The organism is Clostridium nigeriense, from assembly GCF_050585245.1.
Taxonomy (GTDB): domain Bacteria; phylum Bacillota; class Clostridia; order Clostridiales; family Clostridiaceae; genus Clostridium; species Clostridium nigeriense_A.
In genome coordinates this window covers 370,655-392,710 of sequence record NZ_JBNOOF010000001.1, presented here as the reverse complement: position 1 = coordinate 392,710, position 22,056 = coordinate 370,655, and the positions used below count along the sequence as shown (strand labels likewise).

At 27.5% G+C, this 22,056-nt stretch carries 25 protein-coding genes, 1 tRNA gene and 1 pseudogene; 22 read left to right on the top strand and 5 right to left on the bottom strand.

From position 1 onward, the window contains the following. Positions 1 to 224 precede the first annotated feature (224 nt). Complete coding sequence (locus ACQPUY_RS01980; RefSeq protein WP_430839222.1) at positions 225 to 461, top strand: holin; 237 nt, start codon at positions 225 to 227, stop codon at positions 459 to 461. A 57-nt stretch (positions 462 to 518) separates the two neighbouring features. Here ACQPUY_RS01980 and ACQPUY_RS01975 read toward each other — a convergent pair whose 3' ends face one another. Further along, positions 519 to 1,355, bottom strand: a complete 837-nt coding sequence (locus ACQPUY_RS01975; RefSeq protein ID WP_430839221.1) for a PHP domain-containing protein — start codon at positions 1,353 to 1,355, stop codon at positions 519 to 521. A 102-nt stretch (positions 1,356 to 1,457) separates the two neighbouring features. On the opposite strand from ACQPUY_RS01975, the gene ACQPUY_RS01970 reads away from it, so the two are divergent. The 7 genes from ACQPUY_RS01970 to folK are packed head-to-tail and all read left to right on the top strand — an operon-like array spanning position 1,458 to position 6,849. Continuing rightward, a complete protein-coding gene (locus ACQPUY_RS01970; protein ID WP_430839220.1) occupies positions 1,458 to 2,051 on the top strand; it encodes an anthranilate synthase component II in 594 nt (197 codons plus the stop codon). Then, on the top strand, positions 2,044 to 3,387 hold the full coding sequence (gene pabB / locus ACQPUY_RS01965; RefSeq protein ID WP_430839219.1) for an aminodeoxychorismate synthase component I: 1,344 nt from the start codon (positions 2,044 to 2,046) through the stop codon (positions 3,385 to 3,387). The genes ACQPUY_RS01970 and pabB overlap by 8 nt, the downstream gene beginning before the upstream one ends. Further along, positions 3,387 to 4,142: an aminotransferase class IV gene (locus ACQPUY_RS01960; RefSeq protein WP_430839217.1), complete on the top strand. Its 756-nt coding sequence runs from the start codon at positions 3,387 to 3,389 to the stop codon at positions 4,140 to 4,142. The genes pabB and ACQPUY_RS01960 overlap by 1 nt, the downstream gene beginning before the upstream one ends. Then, a complete protein-coding gene (gene folE / locus ACQPUY_RS01955; protein WP_430839216.1) occupies positions 4,142 to 4,696 on the top strand; it encodes a GTP cyclohydrolase I FolE in 555 nt (184 codons plus the stop codon). Before ACQPUY_RS01960 ends, folE begins: the two co-directional genes overlap by 1 nt. Before the next feature lie 25 nt (positions 4,697 to 4,721). Then, the gene (locus ACQPUY_RS01950; protein ID WP_430839214.1) at positions 4,722 to 5,195 is read left to right on the top strand and encodes an HD domain-containing protein; all 474 of its coding nucleotides are present in this window, start codon (positions 4,722 to 4,724) and stop codon (positions 5,193 to 5,195) included. Positions 5,196 to 5,210: 15 nt separating this feature from the next. Continuing rightward, the gene (gene folP, locus ACQPUY_RS01945; protein ID WP_430839213.1) at positions 5,211 to 6,020 is read left to right on the top strand and encodes a dihydropteroate synthase; all 810 of its coding nucleotides are present in this window, start codon (positions 5,211 to 5,213) and stop codon (positions 6,018 to 6,020) included. Positions 6,021 to 6,030: 10 nt separating this feature from the next. Continuing rightward, on the top strand, positions 6,031 to 6,849 hold the full coding sequence (gene folK / locus ACQPUY_RS01940) for a 2-amino-4-hydroxy-6-hydroxymethyldihydropteridine diphosphokinase (RefSeq protein WP_430839212.1): 819 nt from the start codon (positions 6,031 to 6,033) through the stop codon (positions 6,847 to 6,849). A gap of 89 nt (positions 6,850 to 6,938) precedes the next feature. On the opposite strand, the gene ACQPUY_RS01935 is transcribed toward folK, so the two are convergent. Continuing rightward, positions 6,939 to 7,427 (bottom strand): DUF4883 family protein, encoded by a 489-nt coding sequence (locus ACQPUY_RS01935; RefSeq protein WP_430839211.1) that lies wholly within the window; start codon positions 7,425 to 7,427, stop codon positions 6,939 to 6,941. Positions 7,428 to 7,544: 117 nt separating this feature from the next. Here ACQPUY_RS01935 and ACQPUY_RS01930 point away from each other — a divergent pair, with 117 nt between their 5' ends. Continuing rightward, positions 7,545 to 7,982 carry a hypothetical protein gene (locus ACQPUY_RS01930; RefSeq protein ID WP_430839210.1) on the top strand — a complete coding sequence of 146 codons (438 nt, stop codon included), beginning with the start codon at positions 7,545 to 7,547 and terminating at the stop codon, positions 7,980 to 7,982. Positions 7,983 to 8,093: 111 nt separating this feature from the next. Beyond that, complete coding sequence (locus tag ACQPUY_RS01925) at positions 8,094 to 9,119, top strand: pyruvate kinase (RefSeq protein WP_430839209.1); 1,026 nt, start codon at positions 8,094 to 8,096, stop codon at positions 9,117 to 9,119. Positions 9,120 to 9,367: 248 nt separating this feature from the next. Here ACQPUY_RS01925 and ACQPUY_RS01920 read toward each other — a convergent pair whose 3' ends face one another. Then, positions 9,368 to 9,688: a DUF1540 domain-containing protein gene (locus tag ACQPUY_RS01920; protein ID WP_430839208.1), complete on the bottom strand. Its 321-nt coding sequence runs from the start codon at positions 9,686 to 9,688 to the stop codon at positions 9,368 to 9,370. A 13-nt stretch (positions 9,689 to 9,701) separates the two neighbouring features. Then, on the bottom strand, positions 9,702 to 10,244 hold the full coding sequence (locus ACQPUY_RS01915; protein WP_430839207.1) for an NADH peroxidase: 543 nt from the start codon (positions 10,242 to 10,244) through the stop codon (positions 9,702 to 9,704). Between the two features lie 437 nt (positions 10,245 to 10,681). Here ACQPUY_RS01915 and ACQPUY_RS01910 point away from each other — a divergent pair, with 437 nt between their 5' ends. The 7 genes and pseudogenes from ACQPUY_RS01910 to ACQPUY_RS01880 all read left to right on the top strand — a co-directional run bounded on the left by ACQPUY_RS01910 (position 10,682) and on the right by ACQPUY_RS01880 (position 16,855). After that, positions 10,682 to 11,500 (top strand): hypothetical protein, encoded by an 819-nt coding sequence (locus tag ACQPUY_RS01910; protein WP_430839206.1) that lies wholly within the window; start codon positions 10,682 to 10,684, stop codon positions 11,498 to 11,500. A gap of 566 nt (positions 11,501 to 12,066) precedes the next feature. After that, positions 12,067 to 12,393 (top strand): ArsR/SmtB family transcription factor, encoded by a 327-nt coding sequence (locus ACQPUY_RS01905; protein WP_430839205.1) that lies wholly within the window; start codon positions 12,067 to 12,069, stop codon positions 12,391 to 12,393. 19 nt (positions 12,394 to 12,412) lie between these two features. Further along, positions 12,413 to 12,781: an arsenite efflux transporter metallochaperone ArsD gene (gene arsD, locus ACQPUY_RS01900; RefSeq protein ID WP_430839203.1), complete on the top strand. Its 369-nt coding sequence runs from the start codon at positions 12,413 to 12,415 to the stop codon at positions 12,779 to 12,781. Positions 12,782 to 12,800: 19 nt separating this feature from the next. Continuing rightward, positions 12,801 to 14,546 (top strand): annotated as a pseudogene (gene arsA / locus ACQPUY_RS01895) (arsenical pump-driving ATPase). A gap of 15 nt (positions 14,547 to 14,561) precedes the next feature. Next, positions 14,562 to 14,966 (top strand): arsenate reductase ArsC, encoded by a 405-nt coding sequence (locus ACQPUY_RS01890; RefSeq protein WP_430839202.1) that lies wholly within the window; start codon positions 14,562 to 14,564, stop codon positions 14,964 to 14,966. Positions 14,967 to 14,975: 9 nt separating this feature from the next. Continuing rightward, the gene (arsB, locus tag ACQPUY_RS01885) at positions 14,976 to 16,025 is read left to right on the top strand and encodes an ACR3 family arsenite efflux transporter (RefSeq protein ID WP_430839201.1); all 1,050 of its coding nucleotides are present in this window, start codon (positions 14,976 to 14,978) and stop codon (positions 16,023 to 16,025) included. A 269-nt stretch (positions 16,026 to 16,294) separates the two neighbouring features. After that, the gene (locus ACQPUY_RS01880) at positions 16,295 to 16,855 is read left to right on the top strand and encodes a hypothetical protein (protein ID WP_430839200.1); all 561 of its coding nucleotides are present in this window, start codon (positions 16,295 to 16,297) and stop codon (positions 16,853 to 16,855) included. Positions 16,856 to 17,278: 423 nt separating this feature from the next. Here the strand turns inward: ACQPUY_RS01880 and ACQPUY_RS01875 are convergent. Beyond that, positions 17,279 to 17,361: transfer RNA gene (locus ACQPUY_RS01875), tRNA-Leu, on the bottom strand. 240 nt (positions 17,362 to 17,601) lie between these two features. On the opposite strand from ACQPUY_RS01875, the gene ACQPUY_RS01870 reads away from it, so the two are divergent. From ACQPUY_RS01870 to ACQPUY_RS01850, 5 genes are all read left to right on the top strand, one after another. Next, on the top strand, positions 17,602 to 18,294 hold the full coding sequence (locus ACQPUY_RS01870; protein WP_066894354.1) for an iron-sulfur cluster assembly scaffold protein: 693 nt from the start codon (positions 17,602 to 17,604) through the stop codon (positions 18,292 to 18,294). 20 nt (positions 18,295 to 18,314) lie between these two features. Further along, positions 18,315 to 19,313, top strand: coding sequence for a GGGtGRT protein (locus ACQPUY_RS01865; protein WP_430839199.1), 999 nt, complete (start codon positions 18,315 to 18,317; stop codon positions 19,311 to 19,313). 381 nt (positions 19,314 to 19,694) lie between these two features. Continuing rightward, the gene (locus tag ACQPUY_RS01860) at positions 19,695 to 19,970 is read left to right on the top strand and encodes a hypothetical protein (protein WP_430839197.1); all 276 of its coding nucleotides are present in this window, start codon (positions 19,695 to 19,697) and stop codon (positions 19,968 to 19,970) included. A 59-nt stretch (positions 19,971 to 20,029) separates the two neighbouring features. Continuing rightward, positions 20,030 to 20,911 carry a LysR family transcriptional regulator gene (locus tag ACQPUY_RS01855; RefSeq protein ID WP_430839196.1) on the top strand — a complete coding sequence of 294 codons (882 nt, stop codon included), beginning with the start codon at positions 20,030 to 20,032 and terminating at the stop codon, positions 20,909 to 20,911. Positions 20,912 to 21,014: 103 nt separating this feature from the next. Next, entirely contained in the window at positions 21,015 to 22,025 is a 1,011-nt protein-coding gene (locus tag ACQPUY_RS01850) for a YeiH family protein (protein ID WP_430839195.1), read from the top strand. Positions 22,026 to 22,056 lie beyond the last annotated feature (31 nt).

The following is a 22,056-nucleotide window of genomic DNA, read 5'->3' as shown; positions in this document are numbered from 1 at the left end:
ATTGAGAAAGTAGATAGATTTTAGAAGGATATTAAGAGAATAAACAGTTATAAAAAACTATCTAAATCTTAAAATGAAAATAAAATTATAAAGCTCAAGCTTTTTAGCTTGGGCTTTATGTAGTTGTTAGTTAAAAAGGATTACTTAATAATTTGATTTATTAATATATTTTGTTAACATAATTTAAATATGTGAATAAAATGTACCATAGAGGGTGATTTAATATGAATTTTGATTGGTCAAGGTTTAAGAATTATGGATTATGGGTGTCTATTTTTGCATTAATACCAATTATATTAAATTCCTTTGGGGTAAAGATAGTGCCAGATGAGTATCAAGCTATTTCAAATACTATTTTAACTATCTTGGTTGCATTAGGAATAATAAGCAACCCAATGACTGAATGCAAATGGTATATAGATGATAAGAAAAAGAATAATTCAGATAGTGTAGACAAATAAATATAAATAGAATTTATATTTATTGCCTTAGAATAAAAAAATAGAAGGTACAAGGAATTAACCTTGTACCTTTAACCATTTTAACATATTAAGTATATTATTTTCTTGTGGAATATTAACATCTCCTACATTACCATGAGATATATCACTTGGAATACCATGACAATCAGAGCCACAAGAAATATATAAATTCATTTTCATTGCTAAATCTAAAAATTTATCAGTATCAGATGGAGTATTTTTATAATAAATTGCCTCAAGTCCATCAAAGCCTAGCTTAAGTAAATCTTCTACAGGTGTTTTTTTAACTAATACAGGATGGGCTAGGAAAACTAAAGCATTAAATTCCTTTAATAGCTTAATTCCATCTATAGTAGATAATTTAGTAGAAGGTACATATGCAGGACAGTCATTTCCTATAAAATTTTTGAATATATAGTCATGATTATAGGGGTATCCAGCATCTATAATAGCTTTTGCTATATGAGGTCTTGCAATAGTATCTTTTCCGTTAGATAAAACCTTATTTATATCTAATTCTATATTATGAAATTTTTTCAAGTTTTCAACTATCTTATATGCTCTTGAAATTCTCTTTTCTTTAAACTCTTCTAATATACTATTAAGTTTAGGATTATTATAGGTTTCTTTATTAAAAAATCCTAAAACGTGGATTGATTCACCGTTATATTCTGTAGATAACTCAATGCCAGGAATAAAATTAACATTAAGTTTTTTAGCTTCTTCCATAGCATCATTTATACCTGATAAAGTATCATGGTCTGTTAAAGAAATATAATCTAAATTTCTTTCATTTGCCATTTGTATTATTTCTTCTGGCTTAAATCTTCCATCTGAGCAAATTGAATGGGTATGCAAATCACACTTAAACATCGTATCTCCTTTCAATTTAATAAATTATTATGATATAATCTATTCATTAAAAATATTTTAACACATAAACATAGTTTTTAACATAAAACTTGGAGGATAAATATGCTTTTAATGATAGACAATTATGATTCCTTTGTGTTTAATTTAGTTAGATATATTGAAGAACTAGGGGAAGAAGTTTTAATCTATAGAAATGATAAGATTTCTATAGAAGAAATTAAAAAATTAAATATTGATGGAATAATTATTTCACCAGGGCCTAAATCTCCAAAGGAAGCTGGAATATCTTTAGATATTTTGCATAATTTTAAAGGATTAAAGCCAATCCTTGGAATATGCTTAGGGCATCAATGTATAGGACATTATTTTAATAATAAAGTAATTAAAGGAAGAGAGCCTGTGCATGGAAAAATAAGTTATATTAATCATAATGGTAGAGATTTATTTGAAGGGGTCAAAAATCCACTAAGAGTAACTAGATATCATTCTCTTATAATTGATAACGAGAATCTTAATAAGGATATAGAGATTACTAGCTATACAGATGATAATATAATTATGGGGGTTAGACATAAGACTTATCCTATATTTGGAGTTCAATTTCATCCTGAGGCTGAAATGACTGAAGAAGGACATAAGATACTAGAAAATTTTATAAAGATAACAAAAAAACTTAAGGAGGATAAAAATGCTTAAGGTAAAGGAAGTAAATATAGATTTTAATCCTCTTGAAATATATAATGTTTTTAAAAATGAAAAAGATAGTATATTACTTGATTCTTCAAAGGAAGATGAGAATTTATCGAAGTTTTCTTTTATTGGACTAAATCCATTTATGATATTTGAATCTAAAGAAAATAAAGCCTTTGTAGATGGAAAAGAAGTAGATGGAGATCCATTTAATGTTTTAGATAACCTTATAAGCAAATATAAAGTTTCTGAAGATATTTTTAGTGGTATTCCACTATTATCTGGAGCAATCGGGTATATTTCCTATGATGTTTGTAGAATCTTAGAGAGCATACCTGATAGTAGTGAAGAAGACTTCAATATTAGTGATATGAAATTTATTTTTTATAATAATATTATTATTTTTGATTTGAAAAATAATAAGCAATATATAACTTCTTTAAATGGTAGAGATGAGGAAATTAATGCTATTCAATATAAAATTGATGAAGCAATTCATTTATATGAAGAGGTAGTAAAAGAAGTTAATAAAGAGTTTATATCTAATTTTAATAAGGAAGATTATAAATCAGCTATAAATAAGTTGAAAAACTATATAGTAAGTGGAGATGTTTATATTGCCAATATGACTCAGAGATTCTATACAGAAAATACTGAGGATTCATTTGAAATATATAAAAAGCTAAGAACTATAAATAAGGCTCCTTTTTCAGCATTTATGAACTTTGAAGATTTTCAAATTATAAGCTCTTCTCCAGAAAGGTTTCTTGAAATAAATAATAGAAAAGTTATTACAAGACCAATTAAGGGAACAAGACCTAGAGGAGAAAATAAAGAGGAAGATATAAAAAATAGTTTAGAACTTTTAAATAGTGAGAAAGACAAAGCTGAATTATTAATGGTTGTGGATTTAGAAAGAAATGATTTAAGTAAAGTATGCAAACCACATTCTGTAAAGGTAACAGAATTATTTAAGTTAGAAACTTATGCAACAGTATTTCATTTAGTTTCCACAGTTGAGGGAGTATTAAAGGAGGATGTTTCTGCTATAAAATGTATTAAGGAATGTTTCCCAGGGGGATCTATTACTGGAACTCCTAAAATAAGAGCTATGGAGATTATAGAGGAATTAGAAGGATTAAAAAGAAATATATACACAGGTTCCATAGGATATTTTGATTTTAGAGGAAATGCGGATTTTAATATAGCTATAAGAACCATAGTTAAAAAAGATAATAAGGCTTATTTTGGAGTTGGTGGCGGTATTACTTATGATTCTATAGAAGAAGATGAGTATAATGAAACTTTAGATAAGGCTAAGGCGTTAATGAGGGTACTATAATGAGAGATATAATATTTAATGAAAATAAAATTAATTTAGATAGTGGATATTTTTTCGGAAGAGGCGTGTTTGAAACCATTTTAATTAAAGATAAACCAATTTTTTTAGAAGAACATATTTCTAGATTAAATGAAGGTATTAATATTTTAAATATTGGTGAGAAAGTAAGACTAGAAGACATTTTAAAAATAATTAATGAAAATAATATTAAATATTGCGGACTTAAAATTGTAGTTACTGAAAAAAATATAGTTTTAGAAAAAAGGGATATACCTTATAAATATGATGATTATTTAAAAGGATTTTCTTTAAAGCTATCTAATATTAATAGAAACTCTAAATCTAAGCTATCTTACATAAAATCAATAAATTATTTAGAAAATATTTTAGCTAGAGAAGAAGCTTTGAAGAATGGATATAATGAAGTCTTGTTTTTAAATGAAAATGGATATTTATCTGAAGGTAGTATGTCTAATATATTTATTGTAAAAGATAAAAAAGTTTATACACCAAGTATTGAATGTGGATTGCTACCAGGTATAGTTAGAAATTTTCTTATTAGAGAATATAAAATAATAGAAAAAGAACTTACAATTGAAGATGCAATGATGGCTGATGAAGTGTTTATTACTAATAGTTTATTAGGTATAATGGGAATAAGTAAATTTGAAAATAGAATTTTCACAGAAAATAAAATAACTACTATGCTTAGGAAAGAATATGAAGCAAGAATTGAAATTAAGGAGGAGACTTAATGATAGATAAGGAAAAAATTAAAGAGGGAGTTAAGCTTATTATTGAAGGTATTGGAGAAGATATTAATAGAGAAGGCTTATTAGAAACTCCTGATAGAATAGCTAGGATGTATGAAGAAATTTTTTCAGGTATAGGACAAACAGCAGAAAAAGAATTATCAAAAACTTTTACAGTTGAAGGTAATGATTTAGTGTTAGAAAAGGATATTACTTTTTATTCTATGTGTGAACATCATTTTGTTCCCTTCTATGGAAAGGCTCATATAGCTTATATTCCAAAAGGAAAAGTAGCAGGACTATCAAAGCTAGCTAGATGTGTTGAAGTTTACGCTAAGAAACCACAACTTCAAGAAAGACTTACAACTGAAGTTGCAGATGCATTAATGAATTATTTAGATGCAGAAGGAGTTATGGTTGTTATTGAAGGTGAGCATATGTGTATGACTATGAGAGGTGTTAAAAAACCAGGAGCAAAAACTATTACGACTACTTATAGAGGATGTTTTAAAGAGGATTTACACTTAAGAAGAGAAGTAATGAGTTTAATTAAATAACCTATATTAAAAGAAGGTGAAAAATTTGGATAACGTAAATATGATTTTACACCATCCTAAGTATAAATCATTATTAGTAGAATTAAATGAGTTAGAAAAGGATAGAGAATTTTGTAATCATACATTAGAACATTTTTTAGATGTTGCTAGAATTGCATATATTAAAGTATTAGAAGAAGGGTTAAATTATAATAAAGAGGTAATTTATTCTATTGCACTATTACATGATATTGGAAGAGTGTTACAATATAATAAAGGAATAGATCATAATGAAGGAAGTGGAATAATAGCTGATGAATTATTATTAGAAACTTCTTTTAATAAAGAAGAGAAGGATCAAATTATTAAGGCTATTAAAGAGCATAGAAAAGAAAGTGAAGATAAATTATCTAAGATAATTTATGAAAGTGATAAGCTTTCAAGAAATTGCTTTAACTGTAATGCCTATAAAGATTGTTATTGGGGGGAGGAAAAGAAAAATAAAATTATAAAATTATAGTAAAGGGTGAGAAAAATGAAAATAGGTAATAAAATTATAAACTTAGATGAAAGAACATATGTTATAGGAATATTAAATGTAACCCCAGATTCCTTTTCAGATGGTGGTAACTATAATGAAATAGACGCAGCAGTAAAAAGGGCAAAGGAAATGGTAAAAGAAGGTGCTGATATTATAGATATTGGTGGTGAATCTACAAGACCTGGAGCAAGCTATGTATCAGAAGAAGAAGAAATAGAAAGAGTTATTCCTATAATAAAAGCTATAAAAAAAGAGCTGGATGTGTTAATTTCAATAGATACGTATAAAAGTAAAACAGCAGAAGAGGCAATTAAAGCTGGTGCTGATATAATAAATGATGTATGGGGATTAAAAAAAGACAGTAATATGGCAAAGGTTGCAGCTGAATATAATGTTCCATGTATATTAATGCATAATAGGGAACCAAAGCCTTATAAGAATTTGATGAAAGAAGTATTAGAAGATTTAATAGAAAGTATTAATATAGCATTAGATGCAGGAATAAAAAGAGAAAATATTATCTTAGATCCAGGTATTGGCTTTGCTAAAACTTATGAAGAAAATCTAATAGTTATGGATAATTTAGAAAAAATTGTAGACATAGGATTCCCAGTTTTATTAGCAACATCTAGAAAGTCAATGATTGGATTAGCTTTAGATCTACCAGTAGATGAAAGAGTAGAGGGAACCGTTGCAACTACTGTTATAGGAATAATGAAGGGATGCAAAATAGTTAGAGTACACGATGTTTTTGAAAATAAGAGAGCTTGTGTTATGACTGACAAAATAATAAATAGGAAATAGAGGAATAACCATGGATAAATTGTACTTAAAAGATGTAGAGATATTTGCTAATCATGGCGTGTTTCAAGAAGAAAAATCTTTAGGGCAAAAGTTTATTATGTCTTTAGAATTAGATGTAGATTTGAGAGAAGCAGCGGTAACTGGAGATTTAAGTAAATCTGTTCATTACGGAGAGCTATGCCATAATATAGAGAAAGAATTTCAAAAGGAAAGCTATGATTTAATTGAAACAGCAGCAGAAAAGGTAGCAGAATATATTTTATATAATTATGATTTAGTAAATGGAGTTAAGGTTTTATTAAAGAAACCTTGGGCTCCCATAGGAAGACACTTAGATACTGCAGCAGTTGAGATATATAGAAAATGGAATAAAGCATATATTTCTATAGGTAGTAATATTGGAGAAAAAGAAGATAATATTAATATGGCTATAGAAAAGCTTAAAGAAGTAAATGAAATAAAAGTTACAAAAGTTTCAAGTATAATAGAGACAGAACCTTGGGGATATGAAAACCAAGATAGCTTTAAAAATGCAGCTATTGAAATAAAGACTTTTTTAAATCCAAGAGAACTTATGACTATATTATTAAATATAGAAAAAGAAATGAAAAGAGAAAGAATAATTAAATGGGGTCCAAGAATAATAGACTTAGATATAATATTATTTGATGATTACATAACATCTGATGACTATGTAACTATACCACATCCAAGGATGGAAGAAAGAGAATTTGTGCTAGTACCATTAAATGAAATTGCACCAAATTTAATACATCCATTAACCAAAAAAAGAATATTTAGAATGCTAAGTGAGATTCAAAATCTTTGATTTTGCTAATCGAAAATCATATAGCTTAAATAGAAACTCAAAACTAAAATTTTGAGTTTCTATTTAGTTTATAACGAGATCTAGAATAGTTAGCCTTCAAAACCTCTAGAAACTTTCTTTATATATTCGCAGAACTTATATAGATTATAATAATCAGGAATACCTTCCATGGAAATAGTATCTTCAGGATAAACACCATCCCAAGGATAAATGGAAATTAACTTATCATTATAAGTATTTATTATATATTTTTCTTTATCAAATTCGATTATAATTTTATATTCAGGAGTTATATCTTTAGTTATTTCAACTCCATAATTTTCATCATTTAAATAATCTATAAATTCTGGAAGGATACTATGTTCTTCTTTGCTTACTTCATAATACTTATATATATTTAAATCAAATACTTTAATAGTATAATCTTTATTTTCATTTAACTTTTCTTTAATTTCATTAGTATAATAATTTGAAGTAGGTTTAGCATCTGGCCTTATGTATTGAGATTTATTAAAATTACAACCAATTAATAAAGATGTAATTACAATAGATACAATAAAAAAAATATACTTTTTCATAGAAACCTCCTTTAGGATTAAGCTCTATATTAATTTATTCTTTTGGAAAAGACTTTAGAACATTTTAATTGAAAAGAGAATAAAATGAAAGAATAATAAATTTATCTTGGAGGTATAGTGAAATACGGGATTGATATTAATAATGAGAGAATTTTAAAGGCTATATCTGAAGGCTTAAAATACAGAGGAAACTTTATTGTTGATTTAACTGAACATGAAAATATAATTATTGGAAAAATGCTTTTAAAAAAAGTGTTAATTGCTAATGTAACTAATATAGATTTTTATTTTGCTATTGAATTTAAAAATTCATGGTTTAATTGTGAAATATTTTATGGAGAAGGTAGTAGTTCAAAAATTTATAGTGAAAAGATTATGAACCTTTTAAATAGTAGATTTAAAAATACAGTTTGTAATGATGGGCAGCATCTTTATTTATTAAAAAATACAAAGGCACCAGTAGTTTATGTAAAAATACCATTGCAATATGAAGAAAAATTAGAGGGGTTATTCTTAGATGAATTAATTAATATATTAAGAAGTATTGAATTATGAAAAAAGAAGTCTATTAAATATAATTTTTGCAAGATTATATTTAATAGATTTTGTAATAAAAAAATTAATTTCATAGTAAAGATAAATGATAATAATATTGTGGAGAGTAATATGAACATAATTGCAACTATAGGTCCAAAATCAATGAATAAATGGGTTATAAAAGAGCTTATTGAAAATGGAGTAAATATATTAAGATTGAACTGTTCTCATTTTAATAAAGAGGAATTTGAAACAGTTATAAGATACTCTAGAGATATAAAAAGTGATGTACATATATTAGTTGATTTATCAGGAAAAAAAATACGAATATCTAAGAATTTAAAGTATATATACAAGGTTTATAATAATCAGGAAGTATATTTTTGTGGAGAAGATTACTATAACAAGTTAAATATAAAGGAACTAAAAGATAAAAAGTATATTCCAATAAATATAGAAACGGAGAAAATAAATAAGAGTAATATTTATTCTATATCTATGAAAGATAATACTATGAAGTTTGAAGTTGTAAATAAAAAGGATGGTGTAGTAAGAGCTAAAGTTTTAAATGGTGGAATAATAAGAGGTGGAAAAGGGTGTAACATATCAGAAATATACGATAATAATAGTAATTTAAGTAAAAATGATATTGAAAATATAACCTGGGCTTTAGAAAATAATTTAGATATAATATGTCAGTCTTTCGTTGAAGAAAAAGATGATATAGAAATAATAAGAAATTTAATTAAGGAAAGAAATAAATATTGTGATATTTGGGCAAAAGTTGAAACGCCTGTTGGAATAAATAACCTCAATGAAATATTAGAAACAGTAGATACTGTTGTAATAGGAAGAGGTGACCTAGTTCCTGAGGCAGGAGTATTAAATTCAATTAATCTTCAAGAAAAAGCTATAAAGGTTATTAAAGAAAAAAATAAAAAAGTTATTATAGCAACACACTTATTAAACAGTATGAAAAATGGGTATTTAGCAACTCTACCAGAAATAGAAAGTATATATAAGTTTATTAATTATGAAGTAGATGGATTTCTTTTAGCTGGAGAAACATCTATAGGAAAGGCTCCAATTCAAACAGTTAAATTCTTAAAGAATGCTATAGATTATTATAATGTAAAGGAAGAGAGCCATGAATAAAGCTAATATAATAAATATAGTATTATGGATAATCCTAGGAGGATTTTTAATATTAGCACTTTTATATGTATATAATTTGATATTAAGATTTTAGTAAATTAAAAGAAATAATTTCTTACTACTTTTGTAACAATATTGACATATAGTCATAGTATTATATAAATATAGTTGTTAGTGCTTAACAATTAGTTATTTATCCCCTTAATAAAAAAATGATATCCTCTCAAGGATATCATTTTTCATTTATACTATCTTTTAGAAAAACTTTCACAATTGGTTTCACTGTATAAATTAGCTCCATTACCAGAAATATTTATGGAGTCAAGAGAGCATAATTGATTTTCATTATATTTACAGCTATTAACATTACATACTAAGCAATCACAAGGTTCTCCACTTTGAAATACATTATTTGTTAAAGTTCCATAAGTTTGACTATCTAAAAATGAAGAACAAGAAGTATCTCCATCCTTATTTGAGTTTATTCCTACAATATTTATTCTATTAGAGTAGCAAACTCTTTCTTTATTATGAGAACAGTTAACTGCATTACAATTTATAATTTGCATTAAAATCTCTCCTTTATTTAAAATATCTATTTAACAAGCCTTTAAAAGCACATCCATGTCTAGCTTCATCTTTACACATTTCATGAACTGTATCATGAATAGCGTCTAAATTTAATTTTTTAGCTAAATCAGCAAGTTGCTTTTTACCGTCGCAAGCACCATATTCAGCTTCAACTCTTGCTTGTAGATTAGCTTTAGTATCAGCAACTACAACTTCTCCTAAGATTTCAGCAAATTTACATGCATGTTCAGCTTCTTCATATGCAATTCTTTTATAAGCCTCAGCTACCTCAGGATAACCTTCACGATCAGCCTGACGAGACATTGCTAAATACATACCAACTTCAGTACATTCAGCGGTGAAATTAGATCTTAAAGCCTCTAACACTTCAGGATTAAGATTATTTTCGGTTCCAATTCTGTGTTCATCGGCCCAGGCCATTTCCTCTTTAACCTCTTTAAATTTTTCAGGTCCTACTTTACAAACAGGGCAAATTTCAGGTGGGGTATCCCCTTGATGGATATAACCACAAACAGTACACACAAACTTTTTCATTAATATTCCTCCTTTTAGTAAATTTATCTAATATCTAAAAGACAATAGTATTATTTACTAAAAAATATAAAATATACATAAAAAGTAATCTTACATGCTATTTTTATAATTATGTTTTCTTGTTGAGATTTTTATATTTATATTATTAATATAAGTATTATTCAGAATAATATTTGGAGAAAAAATATACAATCAATTGTCTTTACATAGAATTCGTTGTTATGAACAGTTTTTTATTAAAAAGTTTCCGTTATTTTAAAAAAACCAAAATATGAATAATATGGGAATATATTATATCGAATTGGGTAAAATATATAATAAATATAATTACATTTAAATAAATATAAGATTATAATATTAAGATTTTAATTGTATCTTATTTTGTGATTTGCTAAAATATAGAAGAAATTTATTGTAAATACAGATTGGAGGATTATATGAGATTTATAAGAAAAGTTTTTGACTTAGTTAAAGATAACTTTAAGATTAAATTAGGAATATGCATATTTCTTATAGTTATTTTAATTACAGTAGTAGTAAGTGGAGTACTTTATTCAAATGATTTAAATAGTAAGAATTTAGCTTTTCAAGTAATTAAAAAGAATAATTCTACTGAAAAAGACGCTAAAGTGGATAAAGAGAAAGAAGAAGAAACTAAAAAGAAGGAAGCTTTAGAAGAGATAAAAAATAAAATAAAAGAATTAGATGAAAGTGTAGATTTAAATATAACTGAAGGAGATATAGATAAAGATATATTATATTATGAAAATCTTTATAATGAGTTGTTGACTAATGAGGAAGATGAGGGAGAAGATGAAAATAAAGAAGAAACTTCCGTAGATAATATATATAATGATGAAACATATTATGAGTCTAGTGGAAGTACTAGTACTTGGGGAAATACTAGTACAGGAGGAAGCGCTAGCACAGGAGGAAATACTAATACTGTAACACAGACGCCTCAAGTATCAAATCCACCATCTACAAAACCAGTAGTTCCAACACCGCCAGCAAGTGAAGAAACAGTAGAACCTGATCCAGAACCTCAACCTGATCAACCAAGTGATCCAGATATTGATTTTAATAAACCATCTGATCCTAGTAGTGGAGGAAGTGGGGAAGTAGAAGGTGAAGGCTCTTCAAATTCTTCAGATACTCAACAACCTTTAGAGCAAAATACAGGGACTAGTGACTCTCAAACAGGTGATAATAATAGATCTCAATTAAATGATCAGATTAATGTAATTGAACAATAATAAATAGCATATATTTGAAATTAGGACTACCAGTTTGACTAGTAGTCCTAATTTTATACAAAATATTTAAGTATTAGAAAGGTAGGATAACATCTTGAATTAAAGGGTAATATTTCATATTGAGTTAATTAAAATCATTGATAATTCTATTGAGATTTCTTTTTTCACTAACTATTTTTCTTTGAAAAAGTTAGTTTGATAGTAATTATTTAGTGATGGATTTCCTACCATTATACCTATTTGTCTAATGGGTTCTCCTGTCCACATTTCATAAAATGTATCCCGTACAAATGTTTATATGCAAAGAGTGATTTTATTTAATGTTTAAGAATCTTTAAACATTAAATATAGAAGTTTACCTATTAATAAATATCTATATATTGGAATATACAACAAAGAAGTTTTTACTAAAGTAGCAAAGTTAGAATAAAATCATACCATATCACATAGATATTTATCTATATAATATTATTTAAAAACAATAAAATTAATAGGTATATTGACTACATATAGATAATTGTCTATATTTATAAATATAGACCATTATCTATATGAGGAGTGATAATATGAATAATAATTATGAAGTGAATGCTAAAATATTTAAGGCTTTAGGAGATCCTAATAGATTAAAAATACTGGATATCTTATCTTGTGGAGAAAAATGTGCGTGTGATTTATTAGAAAGCTTTGAGTTTACTCAACCTACATTATCACATCATATAAAAGTTTTAACTGAATGTGGATTAGTGCTAACAAGAAAAGAGGGAATATGGAATTATTATAGATTACATATGACTAATGCTAACAGATTAATGTTAAATTTAATGAATATCATTACTGATACTGAAGAATGTATTTGTAAGCAAACGGAGTGTGTATGTAAAAAAGATTAAATTAAGGAGTGTGTAAATTATGAAAAAAATGATTATTTTTGACCCAGCAATGTGTTGTTCTACAGGTGTTTGCGGACCATCTGTAAATCCAGAACTTTTAAGGATATCAACAACAGTAAATAACTTAAACAATAAAGGAATATTAGTTGAGAGATATAACTTAACAAGTAATCCTCAAATATTTGTTGATAATAAAACTATAAATGAACTACTGATGAAAAAAGGTGTTGATGTGCTTCCAGTAACAATGCTTGAAGGGAAGATTGTAAAAGTGGGAAGTTATCTAACTAATGAAGAAATATGCAATTTACTAGAAATATCTCCTGACTTATTAAAAGCAGAAGTCAATAAATCTAATGGTTGTAACTGTAAAGGCGGATGTTGTTAATTAAAAGGAGGTAATATAGATGTATAAAACATTTAATATAAAAGATATCAACTTAACTAAATATTTGTTTTTCACAGGAAAAGGTGGAGTTGGCAAGACATCAACAGCTTGTGCAACAGCTGTATCTTTAGCAGATGAAGGAAAGAAGATAATGCTTATTAGTACAGATCCAGCTTCTAATCTTCAAGATGTTTTTAATACAGAACTAAATAATAAAGGTATTCCAATAAAAGATGTTCCTAATTTAGTAGTGGCAAATTTTGATCCTGAAGAAGCAGCAGCAGAATATAAATAAAGTGTTATATCACCATATAGAGGTAAGTTACCAGAAGCTGTACTAAATAATATGGAGGAACAACTTTCAGGATCTTGTACAGTTGAAATTGCTGCTTTTAATGAATTTTCTTCATTTATTACTGATGAAAAGGCAGCTGATGAATTTGACCATATAATTTTTGATACAGCACCAACTGGTCATACATTAAGAATGCTTCAGTTGCCATCAGCTTGGAGTGATTTTATAAGTGAGAGTACTCATGGAGCTTCATGTTTAGGACAATTATCAGGACTTGAAAGTAAGAAGGAGATTTATAAAAATGCAGTAGCTAATTTATCAGATACTAGAAAGACAACTCTTATTCTTGTATCAAGACCAGAATTATCTCCACTGAAGGAAGCTGAGAGAGCATCAAATGAGCTGAAAGAAATTGGTGTGAAAAACCAGGTGCTATTTATTAATGGAGTCTTGGAAAACCATGATGATAAATTATCTAAAGCATTATATGAGAAGCAACAGAATGCATTAAAAGATATGCCAGAGAATTTGAAGAACATTGAAACTTATAAAATACCACTAAGACCTTACAATGTAACCGGAATTGAAAATGTACGGGCATTATTAAAAGACAACAATATAAGAATAAGTACAGATAAAATAAATACGACAAAAATCCTTAAGTTAAAAAATGTTGTTGAAGATTTATTTAATAGTGATAAAAAAGTTATCTTTACAATGGGAAAAGGAGGGGTAGGAAAGACAACTATAGCAGCTGCAATTGCAATAGGACTTGCTAAAAAAGGTAAGAAGGTTCACTTAACTACTACTGATCCAGCAGCCCACTTAAAGTTTGTTATTGATGAAAATTATGGAATAACTCTAAGTAGTATTGATGAAAAAGAAGAATTAGAAAAATATAAAGAAGAAGTATTAACTAAAGCAAGAGAAACAATGAGTGATGCAGATATAGAATATGTTGAAGAAGATTTAAGATCTCCTTGTACTCAAGAAATTGCAGTCTTTAGAGCTTTTGCAGATATAGTTGAAAAATCAGAAAATGAAGTTGTGATTATTGATACTGCACCGACTGGACATACATTATTACTTCTATATTCAACTCAAAGCTATAATAGAGAAATTCAAAGATCAGAAGGAGATATACCTGAATCAGTTAAAAAGCTTCTACCAAAATTAAGAAATGAAAAAGAAACAGAAGTAATAATTGTAAGCTTAGCAGAAACTACGCCTGTATATGAGGCTATGAGATTACAAAAAGACTTAAATAGAGCAGGATTAAATAGTAAATGGTGGGTTATAAATTCAAGCCTTTATGCTACTAATTCTAGTAATAAAATATTAAAAGCAAAGGCAAGTAATGAAATACAATGGATAAATAAAGTAGATAAAATATCTAAAGGAAATTTTGCATTAATTGAATGGAAAGCTGAAGAAGTAAAAGGCGATAAACTATTGGAAATAATTATCTAGAAGGAGAAAGTAAACATGAAAAAGAAAGTAGCGTTTATATGTGTTCATAACTCGTGTAGGTCTCAAATGGCAGAAACATTAGGAAAATTATATGGAAGTGAAGTTTTTGAAAGTTATTCAGCAGGTACTGAAACTAAACCTCAAATTAATCAAGATGCAGTGAGAATTATTAAAGATTTATACAATGTAGATATGAATGAAACTCAAAAGTCTAAATTACTTACTGATATACCAGATGTAGATATTGCTATAAAAATGGGATGTAATGTTGTATGTCCTGTGATATCGGCTAGTCATGTTGAGGATTGGGGATTAGAAGATCCTACTGGTAAAAGTGATGAAGAGTTTATTAAAGTGGCTAAAATTATAGAGGAAAAAATAAAAGATTTAGCAAAGAGAGTTGAGAATAAGGAGATATAGGAGGGAATCATGGAAGAAGAAAAAAACGGAAAGGGGCTGGGAGTATTTGAGAAGTACTTAACAATATGGGTTGTTATTTGTATTGTTATAGGCATCTCAATTGGACAGCTACTTCCTATTATACCTGAAACATTAAATAAGTTTGAATATTACAATGTATCTATACCAGTAGCTATTTTAATATGGCTCATGATATATCCAATGATGTTAAAGATAGATTTCTCAAGTATTTTAAATGCCACTAAAAAGCCAAAAGGATTAATTGTAACTTGTGTAACAAATTGGCTTATAAAACCATTTACTATGTATGCAATTGCAGCATTTTTCTTATTAGTAGTATTTAAAGGAATTATTGCACCAGATTTAGCTAAAGAGTATTTAGCAGGAGCAGTTTTATTAGGAGCAGCACCTTGTACAGCAATGGTATTTGTATGGAGTCATTTAACTAAAGGTGATCCAGCTTATACTTTAGTACAAGTAGCGGTGAATGATTTAATTATTTTATTTGCATTTGCTCCTATAGTAGCATTTTTACTAGGTATAGGTAATGTTTCTATACCATTTGAAACTCTTATATTATCAACTATCTTATTTGTAGTAATTCCTTTGGTACTAGGTTATATTACTAGAACTTTAGTAATCAAAAATAAAGGAAAAGATTATTTTGAAAATGTATTTTTAAAGAAGTTTGATAATGTAACTATAGTAGGGTTACTTTTAACTTTAATAATATTATTCTCATTCCAAGGTGATACTATATTAAATAATCCAATTCATATATTATTAATTGCAATTCCGCTTACAATTCAAACATTCTTTATATTTGGATTTGCATATATTTGGGCAAAACTTTGGAAGTTGCCTCATAATATTGCAGCACCAGCTGGTATGATAGGGGCAAGTAATTTCTTTGAACTTTCAGTAGCAGTTGCTATTTCTCTTTTTGGAATGCAATCAGGTGCTGCTCTTGCAACAGTTGTAGGAGTATTAGTTGAAGTACCAGTAATGCTTACTCTGGTCAAAATAGCAAATAAAACAAAGAAGTGGTTTCCAAATTAGAAATATGAGAACAAATTAATTAATAGAAAATAGCAATAAAATATGATTTTGAAAAGCCTGCTATGTTTTATAAGCAGGCTTTTAATTTAATAAAGTTTATTAATATTAAACTAATTTTAGATATTTTTGATTTGTAGAACATTGTATTTAGTAGCATTTAATTAATTTCGCTAAATAACGATTATGCGAAATATAGATAACAAATGATAATTTATTTTTTATAAAGGTTTTTTCTATTATCTGTAGAATTATAAAAGGAAAGGTAAAAAATGGAAAATAAATTGAAGAATGTAAGAAATATATATTGTTATGAAGTTACAAGAGAGAATCCAATTATTATTAAGCTAGATATAAGTAAAAAGCAAAGGTTATTTCATTATACAGGTGAAATTGCAGCTAATAATATATACGATAATGGATGTATGTGGGTTACTCAGTGGAATTATTTAGATGATAATGAAGAGTTAAAGTATATTTCAAAAATATTGAGAGGTGCTATAAATTATTTAATTAAAAAACAAGATGAGTATGTAAAAAATAATTTGGAGAAAGAAATTTTCTTGAATATAATTTTTGTAATTAAATCTATAATAAATATGTATGAAGAAGGTAATATACCTGTAAGTGATGCAACTTTTTTTCTGCTATCTTTAACTGAGAAAAAGAATAATAAGTATTTGATAGAAAATTATTCGAAAGGAAATGGTAAAATAATAGAAATTAATAAAAAAGAATTGAGTGATCTATATATTAAAGAAAAGAAGGATTGCTTAATAATAGAAGGAAAGGTTATTTATAATATTAAAGATAATCATAGAAGATATAAATGATATATATAATGAAATAACACGATCATATTAAATGACTATAAAGTTAATAGAGTAGAGTTAAGAGAAACAATAAAATCTATACTTTATTTAAAGGCTATAAATTATTCAATATTTTTTAAAAGAAATAAATTCAATGAAGAAGAAGAGTATAGAATTGCTATTTTAGTTGATAATAATATACTTAAAGATAATATAAAATATAGATACAAAGAAAATATGTCTAACTTTAAAATACCTTATATAGAAGTAAAGATTGATAAGCAATATCTGAAGTTAAAAAGTGCTGAAAATATAAAATAAAAGTTAAAAAGAACTCTATTTGTAGAGTCCTTTTTTAGTTGTAACAAATAGTGTAACAAAAAGAAAAAATGGCTTTATCAAAAACTATTTAAACCTAGTGATAAAGCCATTTCTTATAATTATTGGTGCCGGCAGAGGGAATCGAACCCTCACGGTTTCCCGCATGATTTTGAGTCATGTGCGTCTGCCAGTTCCGCCATGCCGACTTAAGACAAAAATAATTATAACAAAATATGATTAAAATAGCAAGAGATAATTTTTATAAAAGAAAACATAAGTTTTTTATAAGAAAATATTGTTAGACCTTTTTACATCTGTTATTATAGATATAGGATAAATATGCCCATAGTGGGGCTTTATTTGTCCCGATTAAAGTAGCATAAGTTTAAGTGGAGCTATAAACATACGATGGCTACAGAGATCTATAATTAGGGAGGAGATATAATATGATGTATTCAAGAGAAGTGGAAGAAATGTGCGTTGTTGCTAAGGGACCAAATCATGGACCTGCACCAATTCCGGTTGAAGGAAGATGGGTACAAGCTAAAGAAGTAAAGGACATTTCAGGATTAACTCACGGTGTTGGCTGGTGTGCACCACAACAAGGAGCTTGTAAATTAACTTTAAATGTTAAGGATGGAATAATAGAAGAAGCATTAGTTGAAACAATAGGATGTTCAGGAATGACTCATTCAGCTGCTATGGCTTCAGAAATATTACCAGGAAAAACTATATTAGAAGCTTTAAATACTGACTTAGTTTGTGATGCAATTAACACAGCTATGAGAGAATTATTCCTTCAAATAGTATATGGAAGAAGTCAAACTGCATTCTCAGAAGGCGGACTACCTATAGGAGCTGGACTTGAAGATTTAGGAAAGGGTCTTAGATCACAAGTTGGTACTATGTACGGAACAGTTGCTAAGGGATCAAGATACTTAGAGATGGCAGAAGGCTATGTAACTAAAATAGCTTTAGATGCAAACAATGAAATAATTGGATATAGATTTGTTCACTTAGGAAAGATGATGGAAATGGTTGCTAAGGGAATGGATGCTAATGAAGCTATGGAAAAAGCTACAGGACAATACGGTAGATTTGACGAAGCAGTTAAAGTTATCGATCCAAGACACGAATAATTTGAAGGGGGAACAGTATTATGCCATTATTTGAAAGTTATGAAAGAAGAATAAATCAAATCATTCCTGTATTAGAAAAATACGGTATGACTAAAATAGAAGATGCAAAGACAGTTTGCGATGAAAAAGGTATAGATGTTTACGAAATCGTAAAATCAACTCAACCAATTGCTTTTGAAAATGCTATGTGGGCTTATACTTTAGGTGCTGCTATAGCTATTAAAAAAGGATGTACAAAAGCTGCTGATGCTGCTGAAGCTATTGGTGAAGGATTACAAGCTTTCTGTATCCCAGGTTCAGTTGCAGATGATAGAAAAGTTGGTTTAGGACACGGAAACTTAGGAGCTATGCTTTTAAGAGAAGAAACTAAATGTTTTGCTTTCTTAGCAGGACATGAAAGCTTCGCTGCTGCTGAAGGTGCTATTAAAATAGCTGAAAAAGCTAACAAAGTAAGAAAAGAGCCATTAAGAGTTATATTAAATGGTTTAGGAAAAGACGCTGCATACATCATATCAAGAATAAATGGATTTACTTATGTAGAAACTAATTTTGATTTCTTCACAGGTAAATTAGAAATAGTTAGAGAAGTTCCATATTCTAATGGACCAAGAGCAAAAGTTAAATGTTATGGTGCTAACGATGTTAGAGAAGGTGTTGCTATAATGCATCACGAAGGAGTTGATGTATCAATTACTGGTAACTCAACTAACCCAACAAGATTCCAACATCCAGTTGCAGGAACATATAAGAAAGAATGTGTAGATCAAGGAAAGAAATACTTCTCAGTAGCATCTGGTGGTGGTACAGGAAGAACTCTTCACCCAGATAATATGGCTGCAGGTCCAGCTTCATATGGTATGACAGATACTATGGGAAGAATGCACTCAGATGCACAATTTGCAGGATCATCTTCAGTTCCAGCTCACGTAGAAATGATGGGCCTTATCGGAATGGGTAACAACCCAATGGTAGGAGCTACAGTTGCTGTTGCAGTTGCTATTGAAGAAGCAATGAAATAAAGTAAAATCAATGTCTTAAGAATTTTTTAATAAATTTATACTTATAAGTAATTATATTAAAAATCATTGAAAATTTAATTTTGTCAACAGATTGTCAACGGTATTTTATATATGTTGACATCATGTTGACAGATAGTAAGAGGGTGACTAATTTATTAGTTGCTCTTTTTTATTTAATATGGGGTGTATTTTTTATCTAAAAAGGAGTGAAACTATTTAATAAAAAATATTAGAAAAAGTTAATTGTATAACAATTAAAAGAGTATATATAACCTTTTAAAAGAATAAATAATATCTCTTATTGAAAAAATATTTTATCTATGGTATAATAACTTCAAGGTGGAGAAAAATAATATTAATAAATTAAAGAGGTATTAAAATATGAGTGACAGCATTAAAAGTTTGTTATATATTGCAGGTACAATATTAGTTATTGGAGTAGTAGGAGTTCTAGCTTTTAAACTTTTATTATTATTGCTTCCAGTTATAATAGCTTTATGGGTTATCTTTAAAGTAAAAAATTATTTTGGAAGAAAAAAAAGGACTAACTCAACAGGTAACTATACTTCAGAATATAAATCTTCTTATACTAATGAAAAGATAGATGATTCTATTGGTGAAGTTATTGATGTTGATTATGAAGATGTAAAGAAATAATAATATAAGAAAAACTCAGCCTTGGCTGAGTTTTTTATTATTTAAAAGGGGAGAAAATAGTGAATTTTAGAAAGCTTAAAATTTTTTATGAAACTGCAAGGTATTTGAATATGACAAAAGTTGCTAAAGAAATGTACATAAGTCAGCCGTCTATAAGTCAAAGTATTCATGAATTAGAATTAGATTTGGGGGTTAAATTATTTGATAGAATAGGGAAAAAATTATTTTTAACTCATGAGGGAGAAGTATTTTTAAACTATACTAGAAGAATTCTTAATTTATATGATGAGGGAGTTAAAACCATAAGAGATTTTAACAGTAATGAAAAAGGGAAAATAATTATAGGTGCGAGTACTACTATAGGTATATATATATTACCAGAAATAATAAAGGATTTTTCAAATAAATTTAAGGATATAGAAATATCTTTAATAATTGAAAATACTAAAAATATAGAAAATTTAATTTTAGAAAATAAAGTAGATTTTGCTTTTGTAGAAGGGGATATACATTCAGAAGAAATAACAAAAGAAGTTGTTTGGAAAGATGAATTAGTATTTATTTGTGGAGACCAAAATCGAATTAAAGATTATAATGAAATTCCAGGGAAAATGCTTGAAGATGAGAAGTTAATTATGAGAGAAACTGGAAGTGGGACAAGAGAACATATGGAGTTATTCCTTAAGAAAAATAAAATAAAATTTAATACATTCCTAGAGTTAGGAAATACAGAGGCTATTAAGAAAACAGTAGAAGCAAATTTAGGAGTGGGATGTCTTTCTTATAGGGTTGTAGAAGATAAAGTCAAAAGTGAAGAATTGTTTATGTTTAGATTATTAGAAGGAAGAATAGAAAGAGATTTATGCTTAATAATGCATAATGATAAATTTATTTCTAATAATATGAAGACCTTTATTGAGTATTCAAAAAGTTATATATAGGTAAATGGTTATTATAATAATAAAATAATAGTATTTTAACTTTTAACAAATAATATCTATAATGAATTTTGGTAAATAGTTTATAGATATTGAGGTGTTAAAATTGAAAAAAGTAATAAATATTTTACCAGGGATAGTTATTTGTTTAATTATTGGAATTATATCAGAAGTACTTGGTAAAAAGTTTTCTACAGTTGGAGCAGCTACCTTTGCTATTTTTATAGGTATAGTTGCAGGTAATACTATATTTAAAAGTAAAAAGTATGATGAAGGAACTAAATTTGCAGAAAAGGACTTATTAAACTACTCAATAGTTTTAATGGGAGCAAATTTAAACCTTGCAGAAATAATGGGCTTAGGCTTCAATGGATTACTTTTCATTGTTCTACAAATGACTTTAACTATTGTTACAGCATATTGGATAGGGAGAAAGTTGAAATTCAATGAAAAATATTGCTTATTGATGGCTTCAGGCAATGCAGTTTGTGGATCTTCTGCAATAGGAGCAACAGCTCCAGTAGTTAAGGCTAACGATTCTGATAAGGTAATAGCCATTACTATTGTTAATGTAATAGGTACAATACTTATGATTTTATTACCATTTATAACAGCAGCATTATATAATAATGAGACTCTACATACATCTGCTATGATGGGCGGTATATTGCAATCTGTAGGTCAAGTAATAGGATCAGCTAAGTTTGTATCGGATGATGTTGTAAATTTAGCAACTGTATTTAAAATTATTAGAATAATATTACTTGTAGTTGTGGTTTTAGTATTTGAAAAAGTAGATTTAACTGCATATGAAGTACCACATGAAAATGATGAAGTTATTCATATTGATAAAAAAAGAAGAATAAATATTCCTTGGTTTATAACAGGATTTTTCATTATATGTGTACTGTATACAGTTGGATTTATTCCACAATCAATTTCAAAATTGTTTAAATGGATAAGTAGCAACTTTGAAATAATAGCTCTAGCTGGTATAGGTATGAGGGTGAAAATTTCAGATTTAGTTAAAGAAGGACCTTTAGCAATGCTTTATGGTGGAACAGTAGGAATTTGTCAAATTGTTTTTGCAATAATTCTTATTAGTATATTCTTTTAAAAGTACATATATATGTACTTTTTTATTTACC